Source organism: Streptomyces sp. NPDC050546, assembly GCF_044457425.1.
Taxonomy (GTDB): Bacteria; Actinomycetota; Actinomycetes; order Streptomycetales; family Streptomycetaceae; genus Streptomyces.
Map to the genome: position 1 here is coordinate 451,733 of NZ_JBITGX010000007.1, position 22,846 is coordinate 474,578.

The following is a 22,846-nucleotide window of genomic DNA, read 5'->3' on the forward strand; positions in this document are numbered from 1 at the left end:
TGGGAACGCGAGCGTGCCCGCCCGGTGGGCCCCCGGGCCCGGGAGCCGGCCGATGACGACGATCTCCCTGCGCCACGCGCGCGTGCGCTACGGCCCCCTGGAGGCCCTGCACGGCGTCACCCTCGCCGCCCCCGGCCCCGGCCTCACCGTCCTGCTGGGCCGCAACGGCTCCGGCCGCACGACCGCCCTGCGCGCGCTGGCCGGCACCGTGCCCCTGTCCGGCGGGGCGGTGGTGTGGGACGGCGCCGACGTGACCCGCGTACCGGCCTACGAGCGGGCCCGGCGCGGGCTGTGCCTGGTGCCGGAGCGGCAGGCCGTGTTCGGCTCGCTCAGCGTGCGCGAGAACCTCGGACTCGCCGCCCCGGACCACGCCCCGGCCCTCGACGCCTATCCGCAGCTGCGTCCCCTCCTGGAGCGGCGCGCCGGCACCCTCTCCGGAGGGGAGCAGCGCATGCTCGCCCTGTCCCGGGCCTTGCTGGCACGCGCGCGCGTGGTGCTCGTCGACGAGCCCGTCCAGGGCATGTCGCCCTCGGTCGCGGCCCGGACCTACGAGCTGCTGAGCGCGCTCGACGCGTGCGTGGTGATGGCCGAGCAGCGGCTGCCGCCCGATCTGCGGGACCGGCCCGCCCTCGTCTACGAACTGCGCCGCGGGGCGGTCGTGTTCGCCGGGGAGGCGGGCGAGCTCAGGCGATGACCGAGGGCCGGCGCCCGGCACGACAAGGTCCCGCCCGGTCGAGCGACCGGACGGGACCCCGTGTCCCGGCGAGGGGGAGCAGCGGCTCAGATGTCGAGACGCAGGCCGGGCACGATCATGTTCGGGTCACCGCCGATGGCGGTCTTGTTGGCGGCGTAGAGGCGCTGCCAGGTGGTCCCGTGCCGGGCGGCGACGCCGCTCAGGGTGTCGCCCTCGCGGACGGTGTAGTCGCCGCGGGACGTGCTGCGGTTCGGGTGCGGTGCGGAACGCTCCGGCGCCTTCCACTGCTTCTCCGGAGCGGGCTTGGAGGTGACCGGGTCGGCGGCGGAAGCCGCGGGTGCGCTTCCGCTCGCCCCGGCGCGAGCCGAGCAGGTCGGCCAGGCGCCCCAGCCCTGGGCGCGCTGGACCTTGGTGGCGACGGCGATCTGCTGGGACTTGCTCGCCCGGTCGGCGGTGGCCGCGTAGGCCGTGCCGCCGTAGGCGCTCCAGGTCGACGGGGCGAACTGGAGTCCGCCGTAGTAGCCGTTGCCGGTGTTGATGTGCCAGTTGCCGCCGCTCTCGCACTGGGCGATGCGGTCCCACACCCCGCTGTCAGCCGCCGCGGCGTTGCCGGTCGCCGCCAGCAGTCCGAGGGGCGCGAGCAGTGCCGCCCCGGCGAGGACCGCCGTCGTACGAACCGGGTTCTTCCTAGCGCTGTCGCGGGTGGTATAGGCACATTCGGACATGTAGTTCCCTCTCGAAACACCCGGGGTCCCCCTAGGCGGAGCGCCACTCCCCGCGCCATGGGGCACGTGGGTCGCGCTCGCCCCGCCCGCCGGTGGTGGTGCTGCCCGGTTCCGGAGAACCGTGCGGCCGGCGGACGTACCCGAGCGGTGCTCGCTGCACACGGCGGAGGAATCTAAGGAGTTGACGGTCTGTCATCAACCAGCGGCTCGTCATGCCAGGCCAGTTCACCGATACCTCGGGTAACGGCAATTTCCGGACACCCACTTCATTCCTGGATTTCGTGATTTATCGACCAACAGCCTCGCTGGCGTGTGACCCACTTCACCCACTCAACGTCCTTTACAAATCGGGTACTTGACCGTGAGTGTGCGATTCCGTGCCGAACGTGACCCTGCGCGCTGGTTGGTTCGATTCCGTTCGCCCTGGGGCGTGACTCCCGCCACAGATCGCCCGTTGTCTTCTTCATGAGCCGGGACCTACCCGGACCACGGGCCGGGAGCCACCCGGCTTTGCCACGCACCGCACCCCCGAGGGAGCCACCCGTGCCGCGCATGCTCGACGTCAGCGACGAGGTACGCGCCGAGATCGGCGACGAAGAAGCAGACCGCCTGCTCGCCGGAGAGACCGCCCCGGGCAGTTACGACTGCACGTCCTGCCGCACTCCGGGCGACTCCGAGCAGGAGCGCACCAGCACCGTCCTCTTCATCGGGGACGAGACCGCCGTCCTCGCCTTCGCCCACTCCGGCTGTCTGCCCTCGCAGGTCGTCCAGGTGACCGAGGAGCAGCTGCGGGGCGCCGTGAAGTCCATCGCAGGCGACACCGGCGGCATGGTCTCCGACCAGTCGGCGCCCGAGCCGGCGGTGCTCGGCGTGACCAGCGGGCTCGTCCTGATCGCCGGGGAGCTGCACCCGGCCCTGGTGGTGGAGCCGACCGCGCCCGTCGCCCGGGCCGGCACCACCGGCTCCGGCGACGACTTCCTGCCCCTGCTCACCGAGCAGGGCTTCATGCCGCTGGCCGACCTGTCCGCCGTACCGCCGGTGCTGCACGGCTGGTCGGTGCTGCTCGCCGTGGGCCAGCTGCACGCGGTGCTCCAGCCCGGTACCAACGGCGGCCAGCCGGTGGCCTGGTGGCAGGCGCACCAGCCGCTCCAGGTGACCGACCCCTGGCGCGCGGCCGCCAACAAGCACCAGCAGGTACTGATGTTCGCCGCGCCCGTCGGCTCGATCGGCCGTCAGCCGCGCGAGGACCTGATGCGGGACGCCCTGGACAAGGCGGCGGCGACCGGAGTGCTGGTCGGCGCGGCCCTGCCGCTGGCCGGTACCTGAACCGGCGGGTCACCCGCACGCGCCGCACACCGGCGAAAGCCGTACGAGGGCCGCATCCCCTGACCCGCGGGGTCGTTTGGACATACGTGCACGCATACGACGTTCCCCGCCGCCAGTCCTTCTCGCCGATCCCCTCCGCGCGGTCGGCTCAGGACTCCCTGGGCGGCCCATCGGCCACGCCGATCTACGACGCGCTCTACGCCGAGTACGTCAAGTCCTTCCGCGCACTGCCCGGCGACCGCAGCGGCGAGGAGAAGCTGGGCTTCACCGCATTCGGCAGCATCCCGCACAGTACGGGCTCGTACAGCTATTCGTACGGCAGCTCGTACAGCGCGTACAGTGCGGGGGCCCAGAGCGCCCGCCACGCCGCCGGACAGCAGCCGCACTGGCAGCGCGTCGGGACCGTCAGCGCGCACGGCACGGCGATGCACTATGTGCCGGCCGCCCTGCCGCCGGTACCACGAAGCGGCGTCTGAGCGAGCACCGACAGTGGAAGGGCGGGCCCCCGGGGGCCCGCCCTTCCACTGTTCTCGCGTTACTTCTTCTTCGCGCCGCGCTTCTCGCGCACCCGCACCGAGATGTGGATCGGCGTGCCCTCGAAACCGAACTCCTCGCGCAGGCGGCGCTCGATGAAGCGCCGGTAGCCCGCCTCGATGAAGCCGGAGGCGAACAGCACGAACCGCGGCGGCTTGGTGCCCGCCTGGGTGCCGAACAGGATGCGCGGCTGCTTGCCGCCCCGGACGGGGTGCGGGTGGGCGGCGACCAGCTCACCGAGGAAGGCGTTCAGCCGCCCCGTCGGGACCCGGGTCTCCCAGCCCGCCAGGGCCGTCTCGATCGCCGGGACCAGCTTCTCCATGTGCCGCCCGGTGCGCGCCGAGACGTTCACCCGCGGGGCCCACGCCACCTGGCCGAGCTCGGTCTCGATCTCCCGCTCCAGGTAGTAGCGGCGCTCCTCGTCGAGGGTGTCCCACTTGTTGAAGGCGACGACGATCGCGCGGCCCGCCTCCACGGCCATGGTGACGATCCGCTGGTCCTGCACCGAGATCGACTCGGCGGCGTCGATGAGGATGACGGCCACCTCCGCCTTCTCGACGGCGGCGGCGGTGCGCAGCGAGGCGTAGTAGTCGGCGCCCTGCTGGAGGTGCACGCGCTTGCGGATGCCCGCCGTGTCGACGAACTTCCACGTGACGCCGCCGAGTTCGATCAACTCGTCGACCGGGTCACGCGTGGTGCCCGCCAGCTCGTTGACGACGACGCGCTCCTCGTTCGCCACCTTGTTGAGGAGCGAGGACTTGCCGACGTTGGGACGGCCGATGAGCGCGATCCGGCGGGGGCCGCCGACGGCCGTGCCGAAGCTCTGCTCGGGGGCTTCCGGCAGGGCCTCCAGGACGGCGTCCAGCATGTCGCCGGTGCCACGGCCGTGCAGCGAGGAGACCGGGTGCGGCTCGCCGATACCGAGGGACCACAGAGCGGTCGCGTCGGCCTCGCCGCTCGGGCCGTCGACCTTGTTGGCGCACAGCACCACGGGCTTGTTGGCCTTGCGGAGCAACCGGACTACGGCCTCGTCGGTGTCGGTGACGCCGACCTTGGCGTCCACGACGAACACGACCGCGTCGGCGGCCTCGATGGCGTACTCGGCCTGGGCGGCCACGGAGGCGTCGATACCGAGGACGTCCTGCTCCCAGCCGCCGGTGTCGACGACCTTGAAGCGGCGGCCCGCCCACTCGGCCTCGTACGTCACACGGTCGCGGGTGACGCCCGGCTTGTCCTCGACCACGGCCTCGCGGCGGCCGATGATGCGGTTCACCAGAGTCGACTTGCCGACATTGGGCCTGCCGACCACGGCGAGCACGGGCAGCGGGCCGTGTCCGGCCGCCTCGATCGCGCCCTCGACGTCCTCGGGGTCGAAGCCCTCCTCCGCGGCGAGCTCCATGAACTCCGCGAACTCGGCGTCGCCGAGCGCCCCGTGGTCGTGCTCGTGCGCGCCCTCGGAGGCGGCCGAGCCGTCGGGCTGGATGTGGTCGTTCATGAAGTCCGTACCTCGTCGTTCATCTTGGTGGTCGGTGGAGTACCCGCTGTCTGCCGGGCTGATCCACTACTCAGTGTTGCCTAGCGCCTGGTGAGGCGCCTGGCGTTTTCCAGGTGGGCGGCGAGCTGCTTCTGGATGCGGCCGGTGGCCTCGTCCAGCGCCTTGCGCGTACGCCGCCCGCTGCCGTCGCCCGCGTCGAAGGGCTCGCCGAAGACGACGTCGACGCGCGAGCGCAGCGGAGGCAGCCCCTTTATCAACCGTCCGCGCCTGTCGGTGCTTCCCAGCACGGCGACCGGCACGATCGGCGCGCCGCCGCGCACCGCGAAGTACGCGAGCCCGGCGCGCAGCGAGGCGAAGTCGCCCTCGCCCCGGGTGCCCTCGGGGAAGATGCCGAGCACGCCGCCGTTCTCCAGGATGCCGAGCGCCTGGGTGATCGCCGTGCGGTCGGTGGTCTCGCGGTCCACCTTCACCTGTCCGATGCCGAGCAGGAAGGGGTCCAGCGGCCCGACGAACGCCTCCTTCTTGATCAGGAAGTGCGTCGGCCGGGGCGCCACGCCCATGACCATCGGGCCGTCGATGTTGTGGGAGTGGTTGACCGCGAGGATCACCGGGCCGGTCGTGGGCACCTGCCAGGCGCCGAGCACGCGCGGCTTCCACAGCCCGTACATCAGGCCGACGCCGATGCGCCGCCCGACCTCGGCACCCCGTACCGAAGGCACGTCGGTCACTTCCCCGCCCGCTTCTCCTCGACGAGGGTGACGACACACTCGATGACCTGGGCCAGCGTGAGCTCGGTGGTGTCCACCTCGACCGCGTCGCCCGCCTTGGCGAGCGGCGAGGTCTTGCGGCTGGAGTCAGCCGCGTCCCGCTTGATCAGGGCCTCGCGGGTGGAGTGGACGTCGGAGCCCTTCAGCTCGCCGCTGCGGCGGGCGGCACGCGCCTCCGGTGAGGCGGTGAGGAAGATCTTCAGGTCTGCGTCGGGCAGCACGGTCGTGCCGATGTCACGGCCCTCGACCACGATGCCGTTCTCCGCGGAGGCCGCGATCGTGCGCTGCAGCTCGGTGATCCGGGCCCGCACGTCGGACACCGCGCTGACCGCGCTGACCTTGGAGGTGACCTCCTGGGTGCGGATCGGACCGGCCACGTCGACGCCGTCGACGGTGATGGTCGGGCCCTGCGGGTCGGTGCCGGAGACGATCTCCGCCTTGCCCGCCGCGGCGGCGATCGCGGCCGGGTCGTCGATGTCGATGCCGTTGCTCACCATCCACCAGGTGATCGCCCGGTACTGGGCGCCGGTGTCCAGGTAGCTCAGCCCGAGCTGCGCCGCCACGGCCTTCGAGGTGCTCGACTTGCCCGTGCCGGAGGGGCCGTCGATGGCGACAATCACGGGCGTGGGGCTTTCCACAGTGGAGACCTTCCTGGACCGGGCTGGCGGGGTGAGGGCGCGAGAGCCCCGCACAAGGTTACTGGGTGCGGGTCACTCGTCCGGCCGCGCGTCGGCCGGCCCTGTTCCAGGATGCCCTACTGCCGAATCGCCCAGCCCCGCTCGCGCAGCGCGGCGCTCAGCACGGGCGCCGCCTTCGGTTCGACCATCAGCTGCACCAGGCCGGCCTGCTGCCCGGTCGCGTGCTCGATCCGTACGTCCTCGATGTTGACGCCGGCCATGCCCGCGTCCGCGAAAATCCGGGCCAGCTGTCCCGGCTGGTCGTCGATGAGCACCGCCACGACCTCGTAGGCCCGCGGGGCGGAGCCGTGCTTGCCGGGGACGCGGATCTGCCCCGCGTTGCCGCGCCGCAGGACGTCCTCGATGCCGGTGCCGCCCTCGCGGCGCTTGTGGTCGTCGGTGGACTGCAGGGCACGCAGCGCCCGCACGGTCTCCTCCAGGTCGCCGGCGACGTCCGTGAGCAGGTCGGCGACCGGCCCGGGGTTGGCGGAGAGGATGTCGATCCACATCCGGGGGTCGGAGGCGGCGATCCGCGTCACGTCCCGGATGCCCTGCCCGCACAGCCGTACGGCGGCCTCCTCGGCGTTCTCCAGACGCGCGGCGACCAGGCTGGAGACCAGGTGGGGCATGTGGGAGACGAGGGCGACGGCACGGTCGTGGGCGTCGGCGTCCATCACCACCGGCACGGCACGGCAGTGCGAGACCAGCTCCAGGGCGAGGTTCAGCACCTCGGTGTCGGTGTCCCGGGTCGGGGTCAGCACCCACGGGCGGCCCTCGAAGAGGTCGCCGGTCGCGGCGAGCGGGCCGGACTTCTCCCGGCCCGACATGGGGTGTGTGCCGATGTAGGCGGACAGGTCGAGACCGCGCGCCTCCAGCTCGCGGCGCGGCCCGCCCTTGACGCTGGCGACGTCCAGGTAGCCGCGCGCCGCACCGCGGATCATGGCGTCGGCGAGCACATCGGCCACATGTGCCGGCGGCGCGGCGACGATCGCGAGGTCGACGGGCCCCTCCGGCGCCTCGTCCGTGCCGGCGCCGAGGGCGGCCGCCGTGCGGGCCTGCTCCGGGTTCGGGTCGGCGAGGTGCACGGTCACGCCCCGCTGGGACAGGGCCAGACCGGCGGACGTGCCGATGAGGCCGGTACCGATGACGAGTGCGGTTCTCACTGGGCGATGTCCTTGCGCAGGGCGGCCGCGGCGCCGAGGTAGACATGGGCGATACCGGCCCGGGGCCGGTCGGACTCGATATGCGCGAGGACCCGCACGACGCGGGGCATGGCGCCCTCGATGTCGAGTTCCTGGGCGCAGATCAGCGGTACGTCGACGATGCCGAGCTTGCGGGCGGCGGCCGCCGGGAAATCGCTGTGCAGGTCGGGCGTGGCCGTGAACCAGATGCTGATCAGGTCGTCGGCCGCGAGTTCGTTGCGCTCAAGGATGGCCGTGAGCAGGGCTCCGACCTGCTCGTCCATGTGTCCGGCCTCGTCCCGTTCGAGTTGGACGGCCCCCCGGACCGCTCGTACCGCCACGGCGCTGCTCCTTGCTGACGTGCGTGTCGCTCTACGTCCGTCCAGCCTAGTCAGCCCGCGCGAACCGGATGCGCGGCGCCCGCCCGATGAGACACCGGAATTACTATTCCTTGGGTATTTTCAGTGCCAAGATTCAGAAAAGTCCCTTTTGTCCCTTATTGGCACTTCGGAGTGACGACATGACGTACGACACCACTCGCCGGACGGTTCTCCTCGCGACGGGCGCGACCGGAGCGGTGGCACTGGTCGCGGCCTGCGGCGGGGGCGGCGGCGACAACGGCTCCACGTCGACGGTCTCCCCCACCGACAAGGAGACGACGGGCGCCCCCGCAGGCCAGGAGCTGGCCTCCACCGACGAGATCCCGGTCGGCGGCGGCAAGATCTTCAAGGACGAGGAGGTCGTGGTGACCCAGCCGGAGCAGGGCCAGTTCAAGGCCTTCTCGGCCATCTGCACCCATCAGCGCTGTCTGGTGACGACGGTCTCCGACGGCACGATCAACTGCCCCTGCCACGGCAGCAAGTTCCGTATCGCCGACGGCGCGGTGGCCCACGGCCCGGCGACCCGCGCCCTGCCCGCCGAACAGATCACCGTGGAGGGGAGCTCGGTCCGCCTCACCTGACCCTCAGGCGTCCCAGAGCGCCCCGAGCGTGAGCAGGTCGCTCCGGTGCTCTACACGGTCGGCCCACGCGGTCGGCCAGGCCTCCGCGCCCGCGTACGCTCCGGCGAAGGCGCCCGCCAGGCAGGCGATCGAGTCCGAGTCGCCGGCGGTGCAGGCGGCGCGGCGCAGGGCGGTGACCGGCTCGTCGGGGAAGAGCAGGAAGCACAGCAGCCCGGTCGCCAGGGCCTCCTCGGCGATCCAGCCCTCCCCTGTGGCGAGGCACGGATCGTCCTCGGGCGAGACGGTGCGCACGGCGTGCCCGAGACGGTCGAGGATCTCCAGGCACTCGCCCCAGCCGCGCGCGATGAACTGCTCGGGGCTCGGGTCCTGGGCCCGGTGCCACAGATCACCGAGCCAGCGCTCGTGGTAGTGGCTGCGGTTCTCCAGGGCGTACGAGCGGAGCAGGCCGATCAGCTCGGCCGGCTCGGCGCCCTGTGCGAGCAGGCGTATCGCGTGCGCGGTGAGGTCGGACGCGGCGAGCGCGGTGGGGTGCCCGTGGGTGAGGGCCGACTGCAACTGGGCGGCGCCCGCGCGCTGTTCGTCACTCAGACCCACGATCAGCCCCAGGGGCGCGACGCGCATGTTGGCGCCGCAGCCCTTGGAGTGGATCTGGCTGGCGTCCTGCCAGGGCCGGTCCGCGCGCTCCAGCAGGGCACAGGCTCGCAGACAGGTGTTGCCGGGGGCCCGGTTGTTCTCCGGGGAACGGTTCCAGGCGATGAACTCCTGCCGTACCGACTCGGCCATCCCGTCGGGCCCGAGCACACCACGGTCCATCGCCGTCCGTATGCCCCACCCGAGCGCCAGCGTCATCTGCGTGTCGTCGCTGACGATCGCCGGTGTCGGCAGCTCCAGCTGCCGCCAGGGGCCGAATCTCTCGAGGATCGCCGGCACGCCGCTGAACTCGGTCGGATACCCCAGCGCGTCCCCCAGGGCGAGGCCGGTGAGCGCCCCGGTGGCGGCTTGCTTGTGGACGAGGAGGGTCATGCGGGGTGTCCTTCCGGCCGGTCACGAACAGTTCCCCGCGCCCACCGGGCACGGGGAACTCAAGCACTTCGGGGTCGGCGCTTCGCCTAGAGATCGACTTCCTGCATCAGCATCCCCACCTCCGTGTTGGACAACCGCCGCAGCCAGCCCGACTTCTGGTCGCCCAGGGTGATCGGCCCGAAGGCGACCCGCACCAGCTTGTCGACCGGGAAACCGGCCTCCGCGAGCATCCGGCGCACGATGTGCTTGCGGCCCTCGTGGAGGGTGACCTCGACCAGGTAGTTCTTGCCGGTCTGCTGGACGACCCGGAAGTGGTCCGCGCGCGCGTAGCCGTCCTCCAGCTGGATGCCGTCCTTGAGCTGCTTGCCCAGGTCGCGCGGGATGGGGCCGACGATGTGCGCGAGGTAGGTCTTCTTCACGCCGTACTTCGGGTGGGTCAGCCGGTGGGCCAGCTCGCCGTGGTTGGTGAGCAGGATGACGCCCTCGGTCTCGGTGTCGAGCCGGCCGACGTGGAAGAGCCGGGTCTCGCGGTTGGTGACGTAGTCACCGAGGCACTGCCGGCCCTCCGGGTCCTCCATCGTCGACACGACACCGGCGGGCTTGTTCAGCGAGAAGAACTGGTAGCTCTGCGTGGCGACGGTCAGCCCGTCGACCTTGATCTCGTCCTTCTCCGGGTCGACACGCCGCCCCTGCTCCAGGACGATCTCACCGTTGATCTCGACCCGGGCCTCCTCGATCAGCTCCTCGCAGGCCCGCCGGGAGCCGAAGCCCGCGCGCGCGAGGACCTTCTGGAGCCGCTCGCCCTCCTGCTCGGCGCCCGGGAAGGTCTTGGGCAGCTTGACGTCCTTCTTCCCGGCGTACCGGTCGCGGTTGCGCTCCTCGATCTTCGCCTCGTACTCGCGAGGGCGCGCCGGAGCCGTACGCCCACGCTGCTGGGGCTGCTTGGGACCGCCCTTGGCGCCGCCGCGGGCCGCGCCGCCGCGCCCGGACTTGGGCCCGTCCTTCGTCGCCCCGGGGCCCACGTCGTAGCGGCGCTCCTCGGGGCGGGGCTTGCTGGGGCGGCCCTGCCCCTGCTTGTCATCCCTGTTGTTGCCGGCACCGCGGTGGTTGCCGCGCCCGCCGTTTCCGCCGTTCCTGCCGCTGCTTCGCATCAAAGTTCCGTCTGGTCGTCTTCGTCGTCGGTACCCGGGGTGACCGGGCGGCCCGGCACGTCGTCATCAGGCGCGTCCGGGTCGAACGACGGTACGCCCTCCTGGGTCTCGGCCTCGATCGCCTCCGCCTCGGGGAGGAAGGGCGCGAGCTCCGGGAGCTCGTCCAGACCGCGCAGGCCCATCCGCTCCAGGAAGTAGTTCGTCGTCGTGTACAGGATCGCACCTGTTTCGGGTTCTGTGCCCGCCTCCTCGACCAGACCCCGTTGCAGGAGGGTGCGCATGACGCCGTCGCAGTTGACTCCGCGCACGGCCGAGACCCGGCTGCGGCTGACCGGCTGCCGGTACGCGACGACGGCCAGGGTCTCCAGGGCGGCCTGGGTGAGGCGGGCCTGCTGGCCGTCCAGCACGAAGCGCTCGACGGCGGGCGCGTACGCGGCGCGGGTGTAGAACCGCCAGCCGTTCGCGACGAACCGCAGTTCGAAGCCGCGCCCCTGGACGGTGTACTCGTCGGCCAGCTCGCGCAGCGCGTCCGTGATCTGGCGGCGCGGCCGGTCGAGGATCTTCGCGAGATGCTCCTCGGTCGCGGGCTCGTCCACGACCATCAGTACGGCCTCCAGAGCGGGCTTGAGGTCGAGGTCGGCGACGGTACGCAGCCCGGCCGGGAGCTCGCTGATTTCTTCGCTCACGCCTGTTTCTCCTCCTTCGGCGGCTCGGGCGGCCGGTCGAACTCGTCGGTGACGGTCGGTGTCTCGTCCCCGTCCCCGCCGGCCCACCGCACGAGCAGCTCGCCCAGCGCGGTCTCCTGCTCCAGCTCCACGGCCTTCTCGCGGTACAGCTCCAGCAGGGCGAGGAAGCGGGCCACGACGGTGAGGGTGTCGTCGGTGTCCTCGATGAGCGCCCGGAAGCTGACCTCACCGAGTTCCCTGAGCCGGGCCACGACGATCTGGGCCTGCTCCTGCACGCTGACCAGCGGGGCGTGGATGTGGTCGACGTAGACCTGCGGCCTGGGTTTGGGCTGCATCGCCTTCACGGCGAGCTTGGCGAACCCTTCCGCCCCGATGCTGATGACGACCTCGGGCAGCAGCTCGGCGTGCTGCGGTTCGAGCCCGACGGTACGCGGATAGCGCCGGGCCTCGTCGTCGAGCCGCCCGCTGAAGATGTCCGCGATCCGCTTGTAGGCGCGGTACTGGAGCAGCCGGGCGAACAGCAGGTCCCGGGCTTCGAGCAGCGCCAGGTCGCCCTCGTCCTCGACCTCTGCGGCGGGCAGCAGCCGGGCCGCCTTCAGATCGAGCAAGGTGGCCGCGACGACGAGGAACTCGGTCGTCTCGTCCAGATCCCAGTCCGGCCCCAGCGCCCGGATGTAGGCCATGAACTCGTCGGTCACCTTCGACAGCGCGACCTCGGTGACGTCCAGCTTGTGCCTGGAGATCAACTGCAGCAGCAGATCGAAGGGACCTTCGAAGTTGGCGAGCCGAACCTTGAAAACCCCGTCACCGACGTCACCCGGGCTCTCGGCTCTTGCATCCGGCTCTACGGACACCACCGGCTCGACGGGCACCACTGGCTCTGCGGACACCACCGGCCCAACGGGCGCCACCGGCTCTACGGACACCACCGGCTCGACTGAGGGCGTCGGCTCCACAGCCTCCGCCGACTCGACGGCCCACTTCGGCTCCACGGCCTCCGCCGACCCACCGGGCTCCACCCGCTCGGCCACCGACCCCGACCCCGGCCCCAAGATCTCCGCCGCTGTCGGCTCAGCCGGTGCCGCGGGCTCGGGGGGCGCGGCCCCGGGCCGAGCCATCTCCGGAAGCGACTCCGCCTCGACCGGCTCAGCTCCCGGCAGGGGCCCGGCGCCCGGCCCCCGCCCCAACGCGCGCCGACGGCCGTTCGGGCCGTCGGCGGGTGGAGGGGAAGCGTTCGAGGTCATAGCCCCCGCAGGCTACCGTTACCGCCCGCGCAGACGTCGTACGAGGATGCTGGCGTCCCCGCGGGTCTCCAGGTCGGCGAGGACCACGGCGACCGCCTCGCGGACGATGCGGCCCCGGTCGACGGCCAGGCCGTGTTCGCCGCGGAGCACGAGACGGGCGTGCTCCAGGTCCATGAGCTCCTCGGCGGACACATACACGGTGATCTTCTCGTCGTGCCGCTCACGGCCGCTGGGACGGCGCGCGGCCGCCCGTCCGCGCTTGCGGGGCGCAGCGCCCGCGGACGCGGCGGCAGAACCTTCCTGCGCCGCCTGGCGCCGCCCGGAGCCGGAGCGCTCCGCGGCCGCGGAGCGGCTGCGGGACTCCCCTGCATCGGCCGGCTCCGCGTCGGTCGCCACGTGCTCGGCGCCCTCGCCGTCGCCGCCCTGCGCGGGCACCGACTGCGGCGCGTCCTCCGCGGCCGCTGCCGCCGCCGCGTCGCCCTCACCCGCCGGAGCGGGCACCCTGGCGTCGCCGTTGGCCTGGCGCCTGGGCGTGGACGACTGCAGCCCCATTCCCCCTGTCGTACGGAAGAGTTCGTCGGCCCCCGGCAGACTCACTCGGCGTGACACCGGGCGAGCACCTCCCTGGCGAGCTGGCGGTAGGCGGCGGCACCGACGGAGTTGGAGGCGTACGTGGTGATCGGCTCACCGGCGACCGTGGTCTCCGGGAAGCGGACCGTGCGCCCGATGACCGTGTGGTAGACGTGGTCGTCGAACGCCTCGACGACACGCGCGAGCACCTCACGGCTGTGCACCGTGCGCGAGTCGTACATCGTGGCGAGGATCCCGTCGAGCTCCAGCTCCGGGTTGAGCCGTTCCTGGACCTTCTCGATGGTCTCCGTCAGCAGCGCCACACCGCGCAGCGCGAAGAACTCGCACTCGAGCGGCACTATCACCTTGTGCGCGGCCGTCAGGGCGTTGACCGTGAGCAGGCCGAGCGAGGGCTGGCAGTCGATGACGATGAAGTCGTAGTCGGGCAGCAGCGGCTTCAGGGCGCGCTGCAGTGTCGACTCGCGGGCGACCTCGGAGACCAGCTGGACCTCGGCCGCCGACAGGTCGATGTTGCTGGGCAGCAGGTCCATGTTGGGGACCGCCGTCTTCAGCAGCACCTCGTCGGCCGCCATCCCCCGCTCCATGAGCAGGTTGTAGACGGTGAGGTCGAGTTCCATCGGGTTGACGCCGAGACCGACCGACAGCGCGCCCTGCGGGTCGAAGTCCACGAGCAGGACCCGGCGTCCGTACTCCGCGAGCGCGGCACCCAGGTTGATGGTCGACGTCGTCTTGCCGACGCCGCCCTTCTGGTTGCACATCGCGATGATCTTCGCGGGGCCGTGGTCACCCAGCGGGCCCGGGATCGGGAAGTACGGCAGCGGACGCCCGGTCGGGCCGATGCGCTCCCGGCGCTGTCTGGCCGCGTCGGGCGCGAGAGTGGCCGCGTACTCGGGGTCGGGCTCGTACTCCGCGTCGGGGTCGTAGAAGTGCCCCTCGGGCAGGTCGTCGTAGTCGGCGAGTTGGTTGTGGGGCGCGCCACTTCCGCCGCCGGCCATGGCGTTCACGTGATGGCCATCCATCTTCTGGTGTGCTGTGTGAGTCGCCTGCTGACTCTGGTGGGCTGCGAAGGTGCGCACAGCGACGGAGCCGACAGCCGCGAATCCCGCGGGCTCCTGGTCCCGTGCAGGCATTCCTGGTTGGCCACCCCCGGGAGTAAATGTCGACTCATTCACAAGTCGTCTTACCTCCTTGGTGACCAGGAAACTTCTAGACAGGTCAGCGTGGCACCATGCCGACAGCTGGCGACTCTATGGCGTGTCGGGCGTCCGCAGCAACACAATCCGCCGGACCCGGCCCGATGTGTCGGCAATGAAACATCCCGCTGTCAAGGGCGTACGGCCGTCGCACGGCAGGTTTCACCGGTGTGCGAATCGGTTGAAGGGTTACGTTCGAGGCGAGTTGCTCGAGAAGCGCGAAGTGACCATACACACATCCGGCCGGACCTTGTCGGGCAAGGTCCGGCCAGGTGCGCGGCGTTGACGGCCCGTGTTGACGTATCGCCTTTACGGGTTGATGACTTAGCCGACTTACCGGTCACCCGGGACCGGTGGACAGCTCAGACGAGCAGCGACGCCAGCTCCACGTGCTCCACGCCGTGGGCCTCGGCGACCTCGCGGTAAACGACCTTGCCGTCATGCGTGTTGAGACCCCGGGCCAGCGCCGGGTCGCGGCGCAGGGCCTGCGCCCAGCCGTGGTTCGCGAGCTCCACGATGTACGGCAGCGTCGCGTTGGTCAGCGCGTAGGTGGAGGTGTTGGGCACCGCGCCGGGCATGTTGGCGACGCAGTAGAAGACCGAGTTGTGGACCGGGAAGGTCGGCTCGGCGTGGGTGGTCGGACGGGAGTCCTCGAAGCAGCCGCCCTGGTCGATCGCGATGTCGACAAGGACACTTCCGGGCTTCATCCGCGAGACGAGCTCGTTGGTGACCAGCTTCGGGGCCTTGGCTCCGGGGATCAGCACAGCGCCGATGACGAGGTCGGCCTCCAGGCAGGCCTTCTCCAGCTCGAAGGTGTTCGAGACGACGGTCTGGATCTTCGTGCCGAAGATCTTGTCCGCCTCGCGGAGCTTGTTGACGTCCTTGTCGAGCAGGGTCACGTGGAAGCCCAGGCCGATGGCGATCTGCGCCGCCTGCCAGCCGGAGACACCGCCGCCGATGACGACGGCCCGTCCGGCCAGGACGCCGGGGACGCCGCCGGGCAGCACGCCCCGGCCGCCGTTGGCGCGCATCAGGTGGTAGGCGCCGACCTGCGGGGCCAGCCGGCCCGCGACCTCGGACATCGGGGCGAGCAGCGGGAGCGCGCGGCTGGGCAGCTCGACCGTCTCGTACGCGATCGCCGTGGTGCCGGACTCCAGGAGGGCGTCCGTGCACTCCTTGGAGGCGGCGAGGTGCAGGTAGGTGAAGAGCGTCTGGTCCTTGCGGAGGCGGTGGTACTCCTCGGCGATGGGCTCCTTGACCTTCAGCAGCAGGTCGGCGGCGGCCCACACCTCGTCGGCGGTGTCCAGGATCTGGGCACCGGCGAGGACGTACTCCTCGTCCACGATCGAGGAGCCGACGCCGGCGCCGCGCTCGATGACGACCTGGTGGCCATGGCGCACCAGCTCATGCACGCCTGCGGGGGTGATGGCCACCCGGAACTCGTTGTTCTTGACCTCGCGGGGGATGCCGACCTTCACGTCGATCACGGTCCTTGGCTCAGAGGGTATGGGGGCATTACTAGGCATACCCGGCCGCGCTCGGGCACACCGGGAGAGACCGCAGGAGAACGTGCGGCAGAGCCAGTCTAATGAAGGTGTTCCCGCTGTCTAGCCTTTCATTGCATCAATCTTCAGCTGATGCGGTACGGATTTCGCAGGCGTCAGGCTCGTCTTCCTGGTTTATGTCTCCGAGGAGCCGCTCGGCGGCACCCCGGTGCAGCCCGGCCGACGCGGGGTCCCCCAGGTGTTCGAGGGTGTCGGCGACCCGCAGATGCAGCGCGGCCTGCAACCGGGTGTCCTCGGCCCGCCGCGCCCATTCCACGGCCTCCCGGCAGGTGCGCAGCGACTCGTCGGGCCGGCCCGCGTACTCCTGGACCCGCGCCAGTTCGCTCAGGGCCCGCGCCTGGGCGGCCACGTCGCCGAGCTTGCGGTGCCCGGAGATCGCCGCGCGCCAGTTCCGCAGGGCCTCGCCGTAGCGACCCGCGAAGGTGTGGGCGGCGGCGATCCGCCCGTACAGCCGGGCGGCGTCGGCGCGCTCGCCCCGGGCGAGCCGCTCGACCAGGGCCCGGCCGAACCAGTCGGCGGCCCGGTCGAAGTCGCCGAGCTCCAGATGCGCACCGCCTACGGATTCCATCGCGCGTCCGGCCGCGTACGGGTCGTCGACCTCGCGTCCGGCGTCCAGCGCGGCCCGGTAGCGCACCAGCGCGTCTGCCGTACGGCCGCTCCGGGCGTCGAGATCGCCGAGGTTGAGCAGGGCGGCGGCCCGCTCGCGGGGCAGCTCGCGGCGCTCGGCCACGTCGAGGACCAGGCTGTGGATGTCGTAGAGGTCGGGCGCGGCCGCCTGGGTGCCGACGTGCGCCGCCATCGCCCGCACCAGCTGGGACATCAGCCGCCGGGCCAGGGTGTCCAGCTCCCCGTCGTCGACCGCGAGCCGGGCCGAGGCCAACAGGGCGGGCCGGGTCAGCCGCAGCCAGTCGGCGGCCGCCCGGGGGGTGGGAAAGCGCAGGGCACGCGGCATGTCGAGGAGTTTCTGGCGTGCCTGGGGGCTGTCGGTCTCGGTGATGGCACGGCAGACCTGGAGCAGTCGCACGGTCCGCTCCAGCATCCGGGCACGGGCCACCTGGAGGTCGGCGGGGCGCTCGTGGTGACCGGCGAGGACGCGGAGCATGGGGTGCAGACAGCCGGGGACCTCGTACTGCGGCAGCGGCGAGTCCACCGCGTGCAGGAAGCCGAGGGCGACGAGGTCGTCCAGGGTGGTGCGGGCGCTGTCGACCGAGCAGCCGACAAGCGCGGAGGCGGTCTGCGGGTCGACCAGTCCGGCCGGGGCGAGGGCGAGCAGGCGCAGCATCCTCGCGGCGGTGGCCGGCAGGGCGTCGTAGGCGAGGCGGAAGACCCTGCTCAGGGCGGTTCCCTCGGCGGGCTCGGTGCGCAGTTGCTTGGCGAGGTCCAGGACGGCCGACTTGGGGCGGGCGGCGAGCCAGCCGCCCGCCAGCATCAGCGCGGCGGGCTGCCCCTGGCACTCCTCGGCCAGTCCCTCGGCGGCCCGGGGGTCGACGGTGATGCGGACCGAGCCGGTGTGCCGGGACAGCAGCTCCACTCCGGACTTGGCGTCCAGGCCGCCCAGCGTGCAGGGGCGGACGTCCGAGATGCCGGTCAGCGGGCCCTCGGAGACCGCGACGACCAGGCAGTCCGGGGTGTCGGGCAGCAGGGCGTCGACCTGCTCGGCGTCGGCCGCGTCGTCCAGCAGGAGCAGGGCGCGGCGGTCGGCCAGGGCGCCGCGCAGAGAGTCGGTGAGGTCGTCGCCGCAGGCCCCGGCCGGGGCTTCCCGGTCCAGGGCGGCGAGCAGCTCGCGGGCCGCGCGTGCGACGGGCACGGGGGTGCCGTCCGGGTCGGTCAGGCGGGTACGCAATACCCCGTCCGGGTAACGGTCCGCGACCTGGTGCGCGAGTTCCTCGGCGAGCGCGGTGCGTCCCGAACCGGGCCGGCCGGCGATGAGCAGCACACGCGCGCGTGGGGGTTTACGGCCGGCGAGGGTGTCGAGGCCGGCGCGCTCGATGTCGGCGCGCAGCTCCTTCAACTCCCGTGTGCGGCCCAGGAACTGACTCTCTCCGGCTGCGTGTCCGGTCAGCCGTACGTCGCCTGTCTCCACGACCTGATCCGTCACGGGCCACACTCCCGTCCCACGCACGCAAGCCCGCCGGGAATCCGGTTCGGGCGTGCCTCAGAGCCTAGTTCACGCTCTGCAACGTTCCGGGTGGAGCACGGCGAGCGGGACGGCCACTTCCCCCGATCGGATCAGCAGATCTTAGGACCGACAGCAGGAGGTCGCGCCCGATAGAGGCGCGGGGAACTGCGCGACCAGCCACAACGGCGCCGCACCCGACAGACGACCGCCGCGGCACCCACCCGCCGACACCACCCCCAGCGGAGCGCCTACGCCTCGAACGGCCGCGCCGGCCACGGCGCCTGGGCCGGGCGCAGTGCCTCAAGGCCGTTGCCCGCACGCGCGGCGACCAGGGACAGGACGCCCACCACGAGGCAGTTGTTGTGGAGTTCGCCGGCCAGAACGCCCCGGACGAGGTCCTCGACCGGGACCCGGTCGAGTTCCATGTCGGCCTCTTCCTCCTCGACCGCGAAGCGCTCACCCTCGGCCTCGGACAGATCGCGGGCGAGGAAGATCCGTACGGCCTCGTCGCAGCCGCCGGGGGTCGTGTAGACGTCGGTCAGCACCCGCCAGTCCTCGGCCTTGACATGCGCCTCCTCGTACAGCTCCCGCTGCGCGGCGTGCAGCGGATTCTCGCCGGGGACGTCGAGCAGCCCGGCCGGGATCTCCCACAGCTTGTGGCGCACGGGGTGGCGGTACTGGCGCAGGACCAGGACGCGGTCGGCCTCGTCGAGGGCGAGGACGGCCACGGAGCCGGGGTGGACCTGGTAGTCACGGCCGACCACGGTGCCGTCGGGCATGACCACGTCGTCCGTGCGGACGGAGGTCTTGTTGCCGACGAAGGGGGTGTCCGTCGCCCGGACCTCCCACTCCTCCGGGGTGTCCTTGATCGTCATGCCTGTCCTTCCACGTACCCGACCCGACCTGCTGAAAAGAAACCGGGGTGCACACCCTTTGAAGGGATGCACCCCGGCCACCGTACAACTGGTGTGTTACTTCGAAGTCTTCCGCTCGACCGAGGCCTTGACGAGCCCGGCGAACAGCGGGTGCGGACGCGTCGGGCGCGAGCGCAGCTCCGGGTGTGCCTGGGTGGCGACCAGGTACGGGTGGACGTCGCGCGGGTACTCGACGTACTCGACGAGCTTGCCGTCCGGGGAGGTGCCGGAGAACTGGATACCCGCCTTCTTCTCCAGCTCGGCCCGGTAGGCGTTGTTCACCTCGTACCGGTGACGGTGCCGCTCCTCGACGTACTCCTTGCCGTCGTACACCTCGCGCACGATCGACCCCTCGGCCAGCTTGGCCGGGTACATGCCCAGCCGCATGGTGCCGCCCATGTCGCCCTCACCGGCGACGATGTCGAGCTGCTCGGCCATGGTGGAGATGACGGGGTGGCCGGTGGCCGGGTCGAACTCGGTGGAGTTGGCGTCCTGGATGTCGACCAGGTTGCGCGCGGCCTCGATCACGATGCACTGCAGGCCGAGGCAGAGGCCGAGCAGCGGGATCTTGTTCTCGCGGGCGTACTTGATCGCTCCGACCTTGCCGAGCACGCCGCGGTCGCCGAAGCCGCCGGGGATGCAGACGCCGTCGACGTCGCCGAGCTGCTGGGCCGCGCCCGCCGCGGTCTTGCAGTCGTCGGAGGTGACCCACTTGATCTTCACGCGGGCCCGGTTGGCGAAGCCGCCGGCGCGCAGCGCCTCGGTGACCGACAGATAGGCGTCGGGCAGGTCGATGTACTTGCCGACCAGGGCGAGGGTGATCTCGTGGTCGGGCTTGTGGACGCGGTCGAGCAGGTCGTCCCAGGTGGTCCAGTCGACGTCCCGGAAGGGCAGGTCCAGCTTGCGGACGACGTAGGCGTCCAGGCCCTCGCCGTGCACGGTCTTCGGGATGTCGTAGATCGAGCGGGCGTCGGGGCAGGCGACGACGGCGGCCTCGTCGACGTCGCACATCAGCGAGATCTTCCGCTTGATCGCGGTGGGCACCTCGCGGTCGCAGCGCAGCACGATCGCGTCCGGCTGGATACCGATGTTGCGCAGAGCCGCAACCGAGTGCTGGGTGGGCTTCGTCTTCAACTCACCCGAGGGGCCGATGTAGGGCAGGAGCGAGATATGGACGACGAAGACGTTGTCACGGCCGACCTCGTGACGGACCTGGCGGACGGTCTCCAGGAACGGCAGCGACTCGATGTCGCCGACCGTGCCGCCGACCTCGGTGATCACGACGTCGACCTCGTCCGTCGCCATGCGGCGGATGCGGTGCTTGATCTCGTTGGTGATGTGCGGGATGACCTGCACGGTGTCGCCGAGGTACTCGCCGCGCCGCTCCTTGGCGATCACGGTGTTGTACACCTGACCGGTGGTGACGTTGGCGGAGCCGTCCAGGTCGCGGTCGAGGAAGCGCTCGTAGTGGCCGATGTCCAGGTCGGTCTCGGCGCCGTCGTTCGTGACGAACACCTCACCGTGCTGGAAGGGGTTCATCGTCCCCGGGTCCACGTTCAGGTAAGGGTCGAGCTTCTGCATCACGACGCGCAGGCCGCGGGCCTTGAGCAGCATGCCGAGGCTGGAGGCCGTCAAGCCCTTGCCGAGCGAGGAGGCGACACCCCCGGTGACGAAGATGTGCTTGGTCGTCGTGGAATTGGGCATGGCCAAGAGGGGGCTCCCGTGGTCGCGATCTGGAGGTGCGGTTCGGGGGTCAGACGCCCACCGGTCCACGGGCTACCAGCGTATCAGCGCCGCGAGGCGATGGCTTCCGGCCACGCTCCGCACACGCGCCGACACGGAGGCGATCATCGTTACCGGTCTCTCACCCGTTGCTCACTCGTTCGGCGTACCTGCCTTGCCCGGAGCGGCACACAGATCATCTGCGTGCGTCGTATCCTGCTCGGACACTCGCTGCCGAGCCCGCCGGCCCAACGGCACCACCCCCCGCCCGTAAGCACCGGAACAACGTGAGCTCGTCAGTTCGTTGAGCAACAATTGGCGCTTTGCGTCGCAGCAGAGTGAACTGTTTTGCTTCATGACTCAACGACGCATTGCAGGACCTGCTGAAAACCCCCCTTGACCGCACTAGCGACAGCCCCCTCGTGGGGTGACGTGGCCGTTCGACTGGAGTTGCACGTGGCCGGGCGCATCGAAGACTACGCACTCATCGGAGACATGCAGACCGCTGCCCTGGTCTGCCGGGACGGGACAGTCGACTGGCTGTGCCTGCCCCGCTTCGACTCGCACGCCATCTTCGCCGGCCTGCTGGGCACCGAGGAGCACGGCTTCTGGCGGCTCGGCCCCGCGTACGCCTCCGACCAGCAGCCACCCACCGCCGCCCGGCGCAGCTACCGCGGTGACTCACTGGTCCTGGAATCCGAGTGGGACACCCAGCGGGGCACGGTCCGGGTGACTGATTTCATGCCGCCGCGTGACGGCGCCCCGCAGCTGATCCGGATCGTGGAGGGCGTCTCGGGCCGGGTGCCGATGCGCTCGGCGCTGAGGATGCGGTTCTCCTACGGCCGGGTCGTGCCGTGGGTGCACAAGCACGACGGGCGCACGGTCGCCGTGGCGGGCCCCGACTCCGTGTGGTTCGACACATCCGCCGAGACCTACGGCAAGTCTCTGACGACGTACGCGGACTTCACGGTCGCCCCGGGTGACCGGATCGCGTTCACGATCTCCTGGCAGCCCTCACACAAGGAGCCGCCGCCGCTGCCCGAGCCGGAGCAGTCGCTGGAGGCGACGGAGGACTTCTGGCGTGAGTGGGTCGACCACTGTACGTACCACGGCCCCTACCGCGAGGCCGTGATCCGCTCGCTGATCACGCTGAAGGCCCTGACGTACGCCCCGACCGGCGGCATCGTCGCCGCGCCCACCACCTCCCTGCCGGAGGACATCGGCGGCGTCCGCAACTGGGACTACCGCTACACGTGGCTGCGCGACGCGGCGATCACCCTGTCCTCGCTGCTGCGCACCGGCTACCGCGAGGAGGCCCGCGCCTGGCGCGAGTGGCTGCTGCGGGCGGTCGCGGGCGACCCGGAGAACCTGCAGATCATGTACGGCATCGCGGGCGAGCGCGAGCTGGGCGAGGCGGAGCTGGACTGGCTGCCGGGCTACGAGAACTCCGCCCCGGTCCGGGTCGGCAACGGCGCGGCCCACCAGCTCCAGCTGGACGTGTACGGCGAGGTCACCGAGGCGCTGCACCTGGCCCATATGACGGGTCTCGCGCGCAACGACTACGCCTCGCTGCTCCAGCTGAAGCTGATCCGCTACCTGGAGGACCACTGGCAGGAGCCGGACGAGGGCATCTGGGAGGTGCGCGGCCCGCGCCGCCACTTCGTGCACTCCAAGGTGATGGCCTGGGTCGCCGTCGACCGCACGATCAAGCTGATCGAGTCCGGCGACGCCGACGGCCCGCTGGAGCGCTGGAAGGAACTGCGCGACGACATCCACCGGGACGTGTGCGAGAAGGGGTACGGCAAGGAGCGCAACACCTTCACGCAGTCGTACGGCTCGAAGGAGCTGGACGCCTCGCTGCTGCTGATCCCGCAGATGGGCTTTCTGCCGCCGGACGACAAGCGCGTCATCGGCACCATCGAGGCGATCCAGCGGGAGCTGTCCACGCCGGACGGCTTCATCCTGCGCTACCCGACCACCAGCGGCGACGAGAACGTCGACGGTCTGCCCGGCGACGAGGGCGCGTTCCTGGCCTGCTCGTTCTGGATGGCCGACGACCTGGCGATGATCGGCCGCGTGGACGAGGCCCGCAAGCTGTTCGAGAAGCTCCTGGCCCTGCGCAACGACCTCGGTCTGCTGGCCGAGGAGTGGGACCCGCGCCTGCAGCGTCAGGTGGGCAACTTCCCGCAGGCGTTCAGCCATGTGCCGCTGATCGACACGGCGTTGCGTCTGACGGCCTCGGGCGCGTACGGCGGCTGACCGGGCCGGACAGCGGATG

At 71.2% G+C, this 22,846-nt stretch carries 21 protein-coding genes; 5 read left to right on the forward strand and 16 right to left on the reverse strand.

The features are described from left to right. Positions 1-52: 52 nt before the first annotated feature. Positions 53-694, forward strand: a complete 642-nt coding sequence (locus ACIBK5_RS20320) for an ABC transporter ATP-binding protein (RefSeq protein WP_399021242.1) — start codon at positions 53-55, stop codon at positions 692-694. A gap of 86 nt (positions 695-780) precedes the next feature. Here ACIBK5_RS20320 and ACIBK5_RS20325 read toward each other — a convergent pair whose 3' ends face one another. Continuing rightward, complete coding sequence (locus ACIBK5_RS20325; RefSeq protein ID WP_399021243.1) at positions 781-1,419, reverse strand: transglycosylase family protein; 639 nt, start codon at positions 1,417-1,419, stop codon at positions 781-783. Positions 1,420-1,962: 543 nt separating this feature from the next. Between ACIBK5_RS20325 and ACIBK5_RS20330 the strand changes: the two genes are divergently transcribed. Both ACIBK5_RS20330 and ACIBK5_RS20335 read left to right on the forward strand, forming a co-directional pair. Next, positions 1,963-2,745: a hypothetical protein gene (locus ACIBK5_RS20330; RefSeq protein WP_399021244.1), complete on the forward strand. Its 783-nt coding sequence runs from the start codon at positions 1,963-1,965 to the stop codon at positions 2,743-2,745. A gap of 86 nt (positions 2,746-2,831) precedes the next feature. Further along, complete coding sequence (locus tag ACIBK5_RS20335; protein WP_399021245.1) at positions 2,832-3,221, forward strand: hypothetical protein; 390 nt, start codon at positions 2,832-2,834, stop codon at positions 3,219-3,221. 59 nt (positions 3,222-3,280) lie between these two features. Here ACIBK5_RS20335 and der read toward each other — a convergent pair whose 3' ends face one another. The 5 genes from der to aroH all read right to left on the reverse strand — a co-directional run bounded on the left by der (position 3,281) and on the right by aroH (position 7,740). Then, positions 3,281-4,774: a ribosome biogenesis GTPase Der gene (gene der / locus ACIBK5_RS20340; RefSeq protein ID WP_399021246.1), complete on the reverse strand. Its 1,494-nt coding sequence runs from the start codon at positions 4,772-4,774 to the stop codon at positions 3,281-3,283. A gap of 80 nt (positions 4,775-4,854) precedes the next feature. Beyond that, positions 4,855-5,502 (reverse strand): lysophospholipid acyltransferase family protein, encoded by a 648-nt coding sequence (locus ACIBK5_RS20345; RefSeq protein ID WP_399021247.1) that lies wholly within the window; start codon positions 5,500-5,502, stop codon positions 4,855-4,857. Continuing rightward, positions 5,499-6,161, reverse strand: coding sequence for a (d)CMP kinase (cmk, locus tag ACIBK5_RS20350; protein WP_399021248.1), 663 nt, complete (start codon positions 6,159-6,161; stop codon positions 5,499-5,501). Before cmk ends, ACIBK5_RS20345 begins: the two co-directional genes overlap by 4 nt. A 134-nt stretch (positions 6,162-6,295) precedes the next feature. Further along, complete coding sequence (locus ACIBK5_RS20355) at positions 6,296-7,381, reverse strand: prephenate dehydrogenase (RefSeq protein ID WP_399021249.1); 1,086 nt, start codon at positions 7,379-7,381, stop codon at positions 6,296-6,298. Then, positions 7,378-7,740 (reverse strand): chorismate mutase, encoded by a 363-nt coding sequence (aroH, locus tag ACIBK5_RS20360; protein ID WP_189731135.1) that lies wholly within the window; start codon positions 7,738-7,740, stop codon positions 7,378-7,380. The genes ACIBK5_RS20355 and aroH overlap by 4 nt, the downstream gene beginning before the upstream one ends. A gap of 179 nt (positions 7,741-7,919) precedes the next feature. On the opposite strand from aroH, the gene ACIBK5_RS20365 reads away from it, so the two are divergent. Further along, entirely contained in the window at positions 7,920-8,360 is a 441-nt protein-coding gene (locus ACIBK5_RS20365; protein WP_399021250.1) for a Rieske (2Fe-2S) protein, read from the forward strand. 3 nt (positions 8,361-8,363) lie between these two features. On the opposite strand, the gene ACIBK5_RS20370 is transcribed toward ACIBK5_RS20365, so the two are convergent. The 10 genes from ACIBK5_RS20370 to ACIBK5_RS20415 all read right to left on the reverse strand — a co-directional run bounded on the left by ACIBK5_RS20370 (position 8,364) and on the right by ACIBK5_RS20415 (position 20,550). Then, a complete protein-coding gene (locus ACIBK5_RS20370) occupies positions 8,364-9,383 on the reverse strand; it encodes an ADP-ribosylglycohydrolase family protein (RefSeq protein WP_399021251.1) in 1,020 nt (339 codons plus the stop codon). Positions 9,384-9,469: 86 nt separating this feature from the next. Then, positions 9,470-10,534 carry a pseudouridine synthase gene (locus ACIBK5_RS20375; RefSeq protein ID WP_399021252.1) on the reverse strand — a complete coding sequence of 355 codons (1,065 nt, stop codon included), beginning with the start codon at positions 10,532-10,534 and terminating at the stop codon, positions 9,470-9,472. Further along, on the reverse strand, positions 10,534-11,220 hold the full coding sequence (gene scpB / locus ACIBK5_RS20380; RefSeq protein ID WP_399021253.1) for an SMC-Scp complex subunit ScpB: 687 nt from the start codon (positions 11,218-11,220) through the stop codon (positions 10,534-10,536). Before scpB ends, ACIBK5_RS20375 begins: the two co-directional genes overlap by 1 nt. Then, positions 11,217-12,464: a segregation and condensation protein A gene (locus tag ACIBK5_RS20385; RefSeq protein WP_399021254.1), complete on the reverse strand. Its 1,248-nt coding sequence runs from the start codon at positions 12,462-12,464 to the stop codon at positions 11,217-11,219. Before ACIBK5_RS20385 ends, scpB begins: the two co-directional genes overlap by 4 nt. Before the next feature lie 18 nt (positions 12,465-12,482). Next, the gene (locus ACIBK5_RS20390) at positions 12,483-13,073 is read right to left on the reverse strand and encodes a hypothetical protein (RefSeq protein WP_399021255.1); all 591 of its coding nucleotides are present in this window, start codon (positions 13,071-13,073) and stop codon (positions 12,483-12,485) included. Then, positions 13,058-14,185, reverse strand: a complete 1,128-nt coding sequence (locus ACIBK5_RS20395) for a ParA family protein (RefSeq protein ID WP_399021256.1) — start codon at positions 14,183-14,185, stop codon at positions 13,058-13,060. The genes ACIBK5_RS20390 and ACIBK5_RS20395 overlap by 16 nt, the downstream gene beginning before the upstream one ends. A 425-nt stretch (positions 14,186-14,610) precedes the next feature. Beyond that, entirely contained in the window at positions 14,611-15,735 is a 1,125-nt protein-coding gene (gene ald, locus ACIBK5_RS20400) for an alanine dehydrogenase (RefSeq protein WP_399021257.1), read from the reverse strand. A 136-nt stretch (positions 15,736-15,871) separates the two neighbouring features. Continuing rightward, positions 15,872-17,911: a tetratricopeptide repeat protein gene (locus tag ACIBK5_RS20405; RefSeq protein WP_399021258.1), complete on the reverse strand. Its 2,040-nt coding sequence runs from the start codon at positions 17,909-17,911 to the stop codon at positions 15,872-15,874. A gap of 269 nt (positions 17,912-18,180) precedes the next feature. Beyond that, on the reverse strand, positions 18,181-18,807 hold the full coding sequence (locus tag ACIBK5_RS20410; RefSeq protein ID WP_399021259.1) for an NUDIX domain-containing protein: 627 nt from the start codon (positions 18,805-18,807) through the stop codon (positions 18,181-18,183). A 96-nt stretch (positions 18,808-18,903) separates the two neighbouring features. Continuing rightward, positions 18,904-20,550 (reverse strand): CTP synthase, encoded by a 1,647-nt coding sequence (locus ACIBK5_RS20415; protein ID WP_399021261.1) that lies wholly within the window; start codon positions 20,548-20,550, stop codon positions 18,904-18,906. Positions 20,551-21,024: 474 nt separating this feature from the next. Here ACIBK5_RS20415 and ACIBK5_RS20420 point away from each other — a divergent pair, with 474 nt between their 5' ends. Beyond that, positions 21,025-22,827, forward strand: coding sequence for a glycoside hydrolase family 15 protein (locus ACIBK5_RS20420; protein WP_399021262.1), 1,803 nt, complete (start codon positions 21,025-21,027; stop codon positions 22,825-22,827). Positions 22,828-22,846: the final 19 nt, after the last annotated feature.

What these genes read in the sequence shown, in the direction of transcription:
- ACIBK5_RS20320 (WP_399021242.1), top strand. Translation starts at nt 53, where the DNA reads ATGACGACGATCTCCCTGCGCCACGCGCGCGTGCGCTACGGCCCCCTG.
- ACIBK5_RS20325 (WP_399021243.1), bottom strand. Translation starts at nt 1,419, where the DNA reads ATGTCCGAATGTGCCTATACCACCCGCGACAGCGCTAGGAAGAACCCG.
- der (WP_399021246.1), bottom strand. Translation starts at nt 4,774, where the DNA reads ATGAACGACCACATCCAGCCCGACGGCTCGGCCGCCTCCGAGGGCGCG.
- ACIBK5_RS20365 (WP_399021250.1), top strand. Translation starts at nt 7,920, where the DNA reads ATGACGTACGACACCACTCGCCGGACGGTTCTCCTCGCGACGGGCGCG.
- ACIBK5_RS20370 (WP_399021251.1), bottom strand. Translation starts at nt 9,383, where the DNA reads ATGACCCTCCTCGTCCACAAGCAAGCCGCCACCGGGGCGCTCACCGGC.
- ACIBK5_RS20375 (WP_399021252.1), bottom strand. Translation starts at nt 10,534, where the DNA reads ATGCGAAGCAGCGGCAGGAACGGCGGAAACGGCGGGCGCGGCAACCAC.
- ACIBK5_RS20385 (WP_399021254.1), bottom strand. Translation starts at nt 12,464, where the DNA reads ATGACCTCGAACGCTTCCCCTCCACCCGCCGACGGCCCGAACGGCCGT.
- ACIBK5_RS20395 (WP_399021256.1), bottom strand. Translation starts at nt 14,185, where the DNA reads ATGCCTGCACGGGACCAGGAGCCCGCGGGATTCGCGGCTGTCGGCTCC.
- ACIBK5_RS20410 (WP_399021259.1), bottom strand. Translation starts at nt 18,807, where the DNA reads ATGACGATCAAGGACACCCCGGAGGAGTGGGAGGTCCGGGCGACGGAC.
- ACIBK5_RS20415 (WP_399021261.1), bottom strand. Translation starts at nt 20,550, where the DNA reads ATGCCCAATTCCACGACGACCAAGCACATCTTCGTCACCGGGGGTGTC.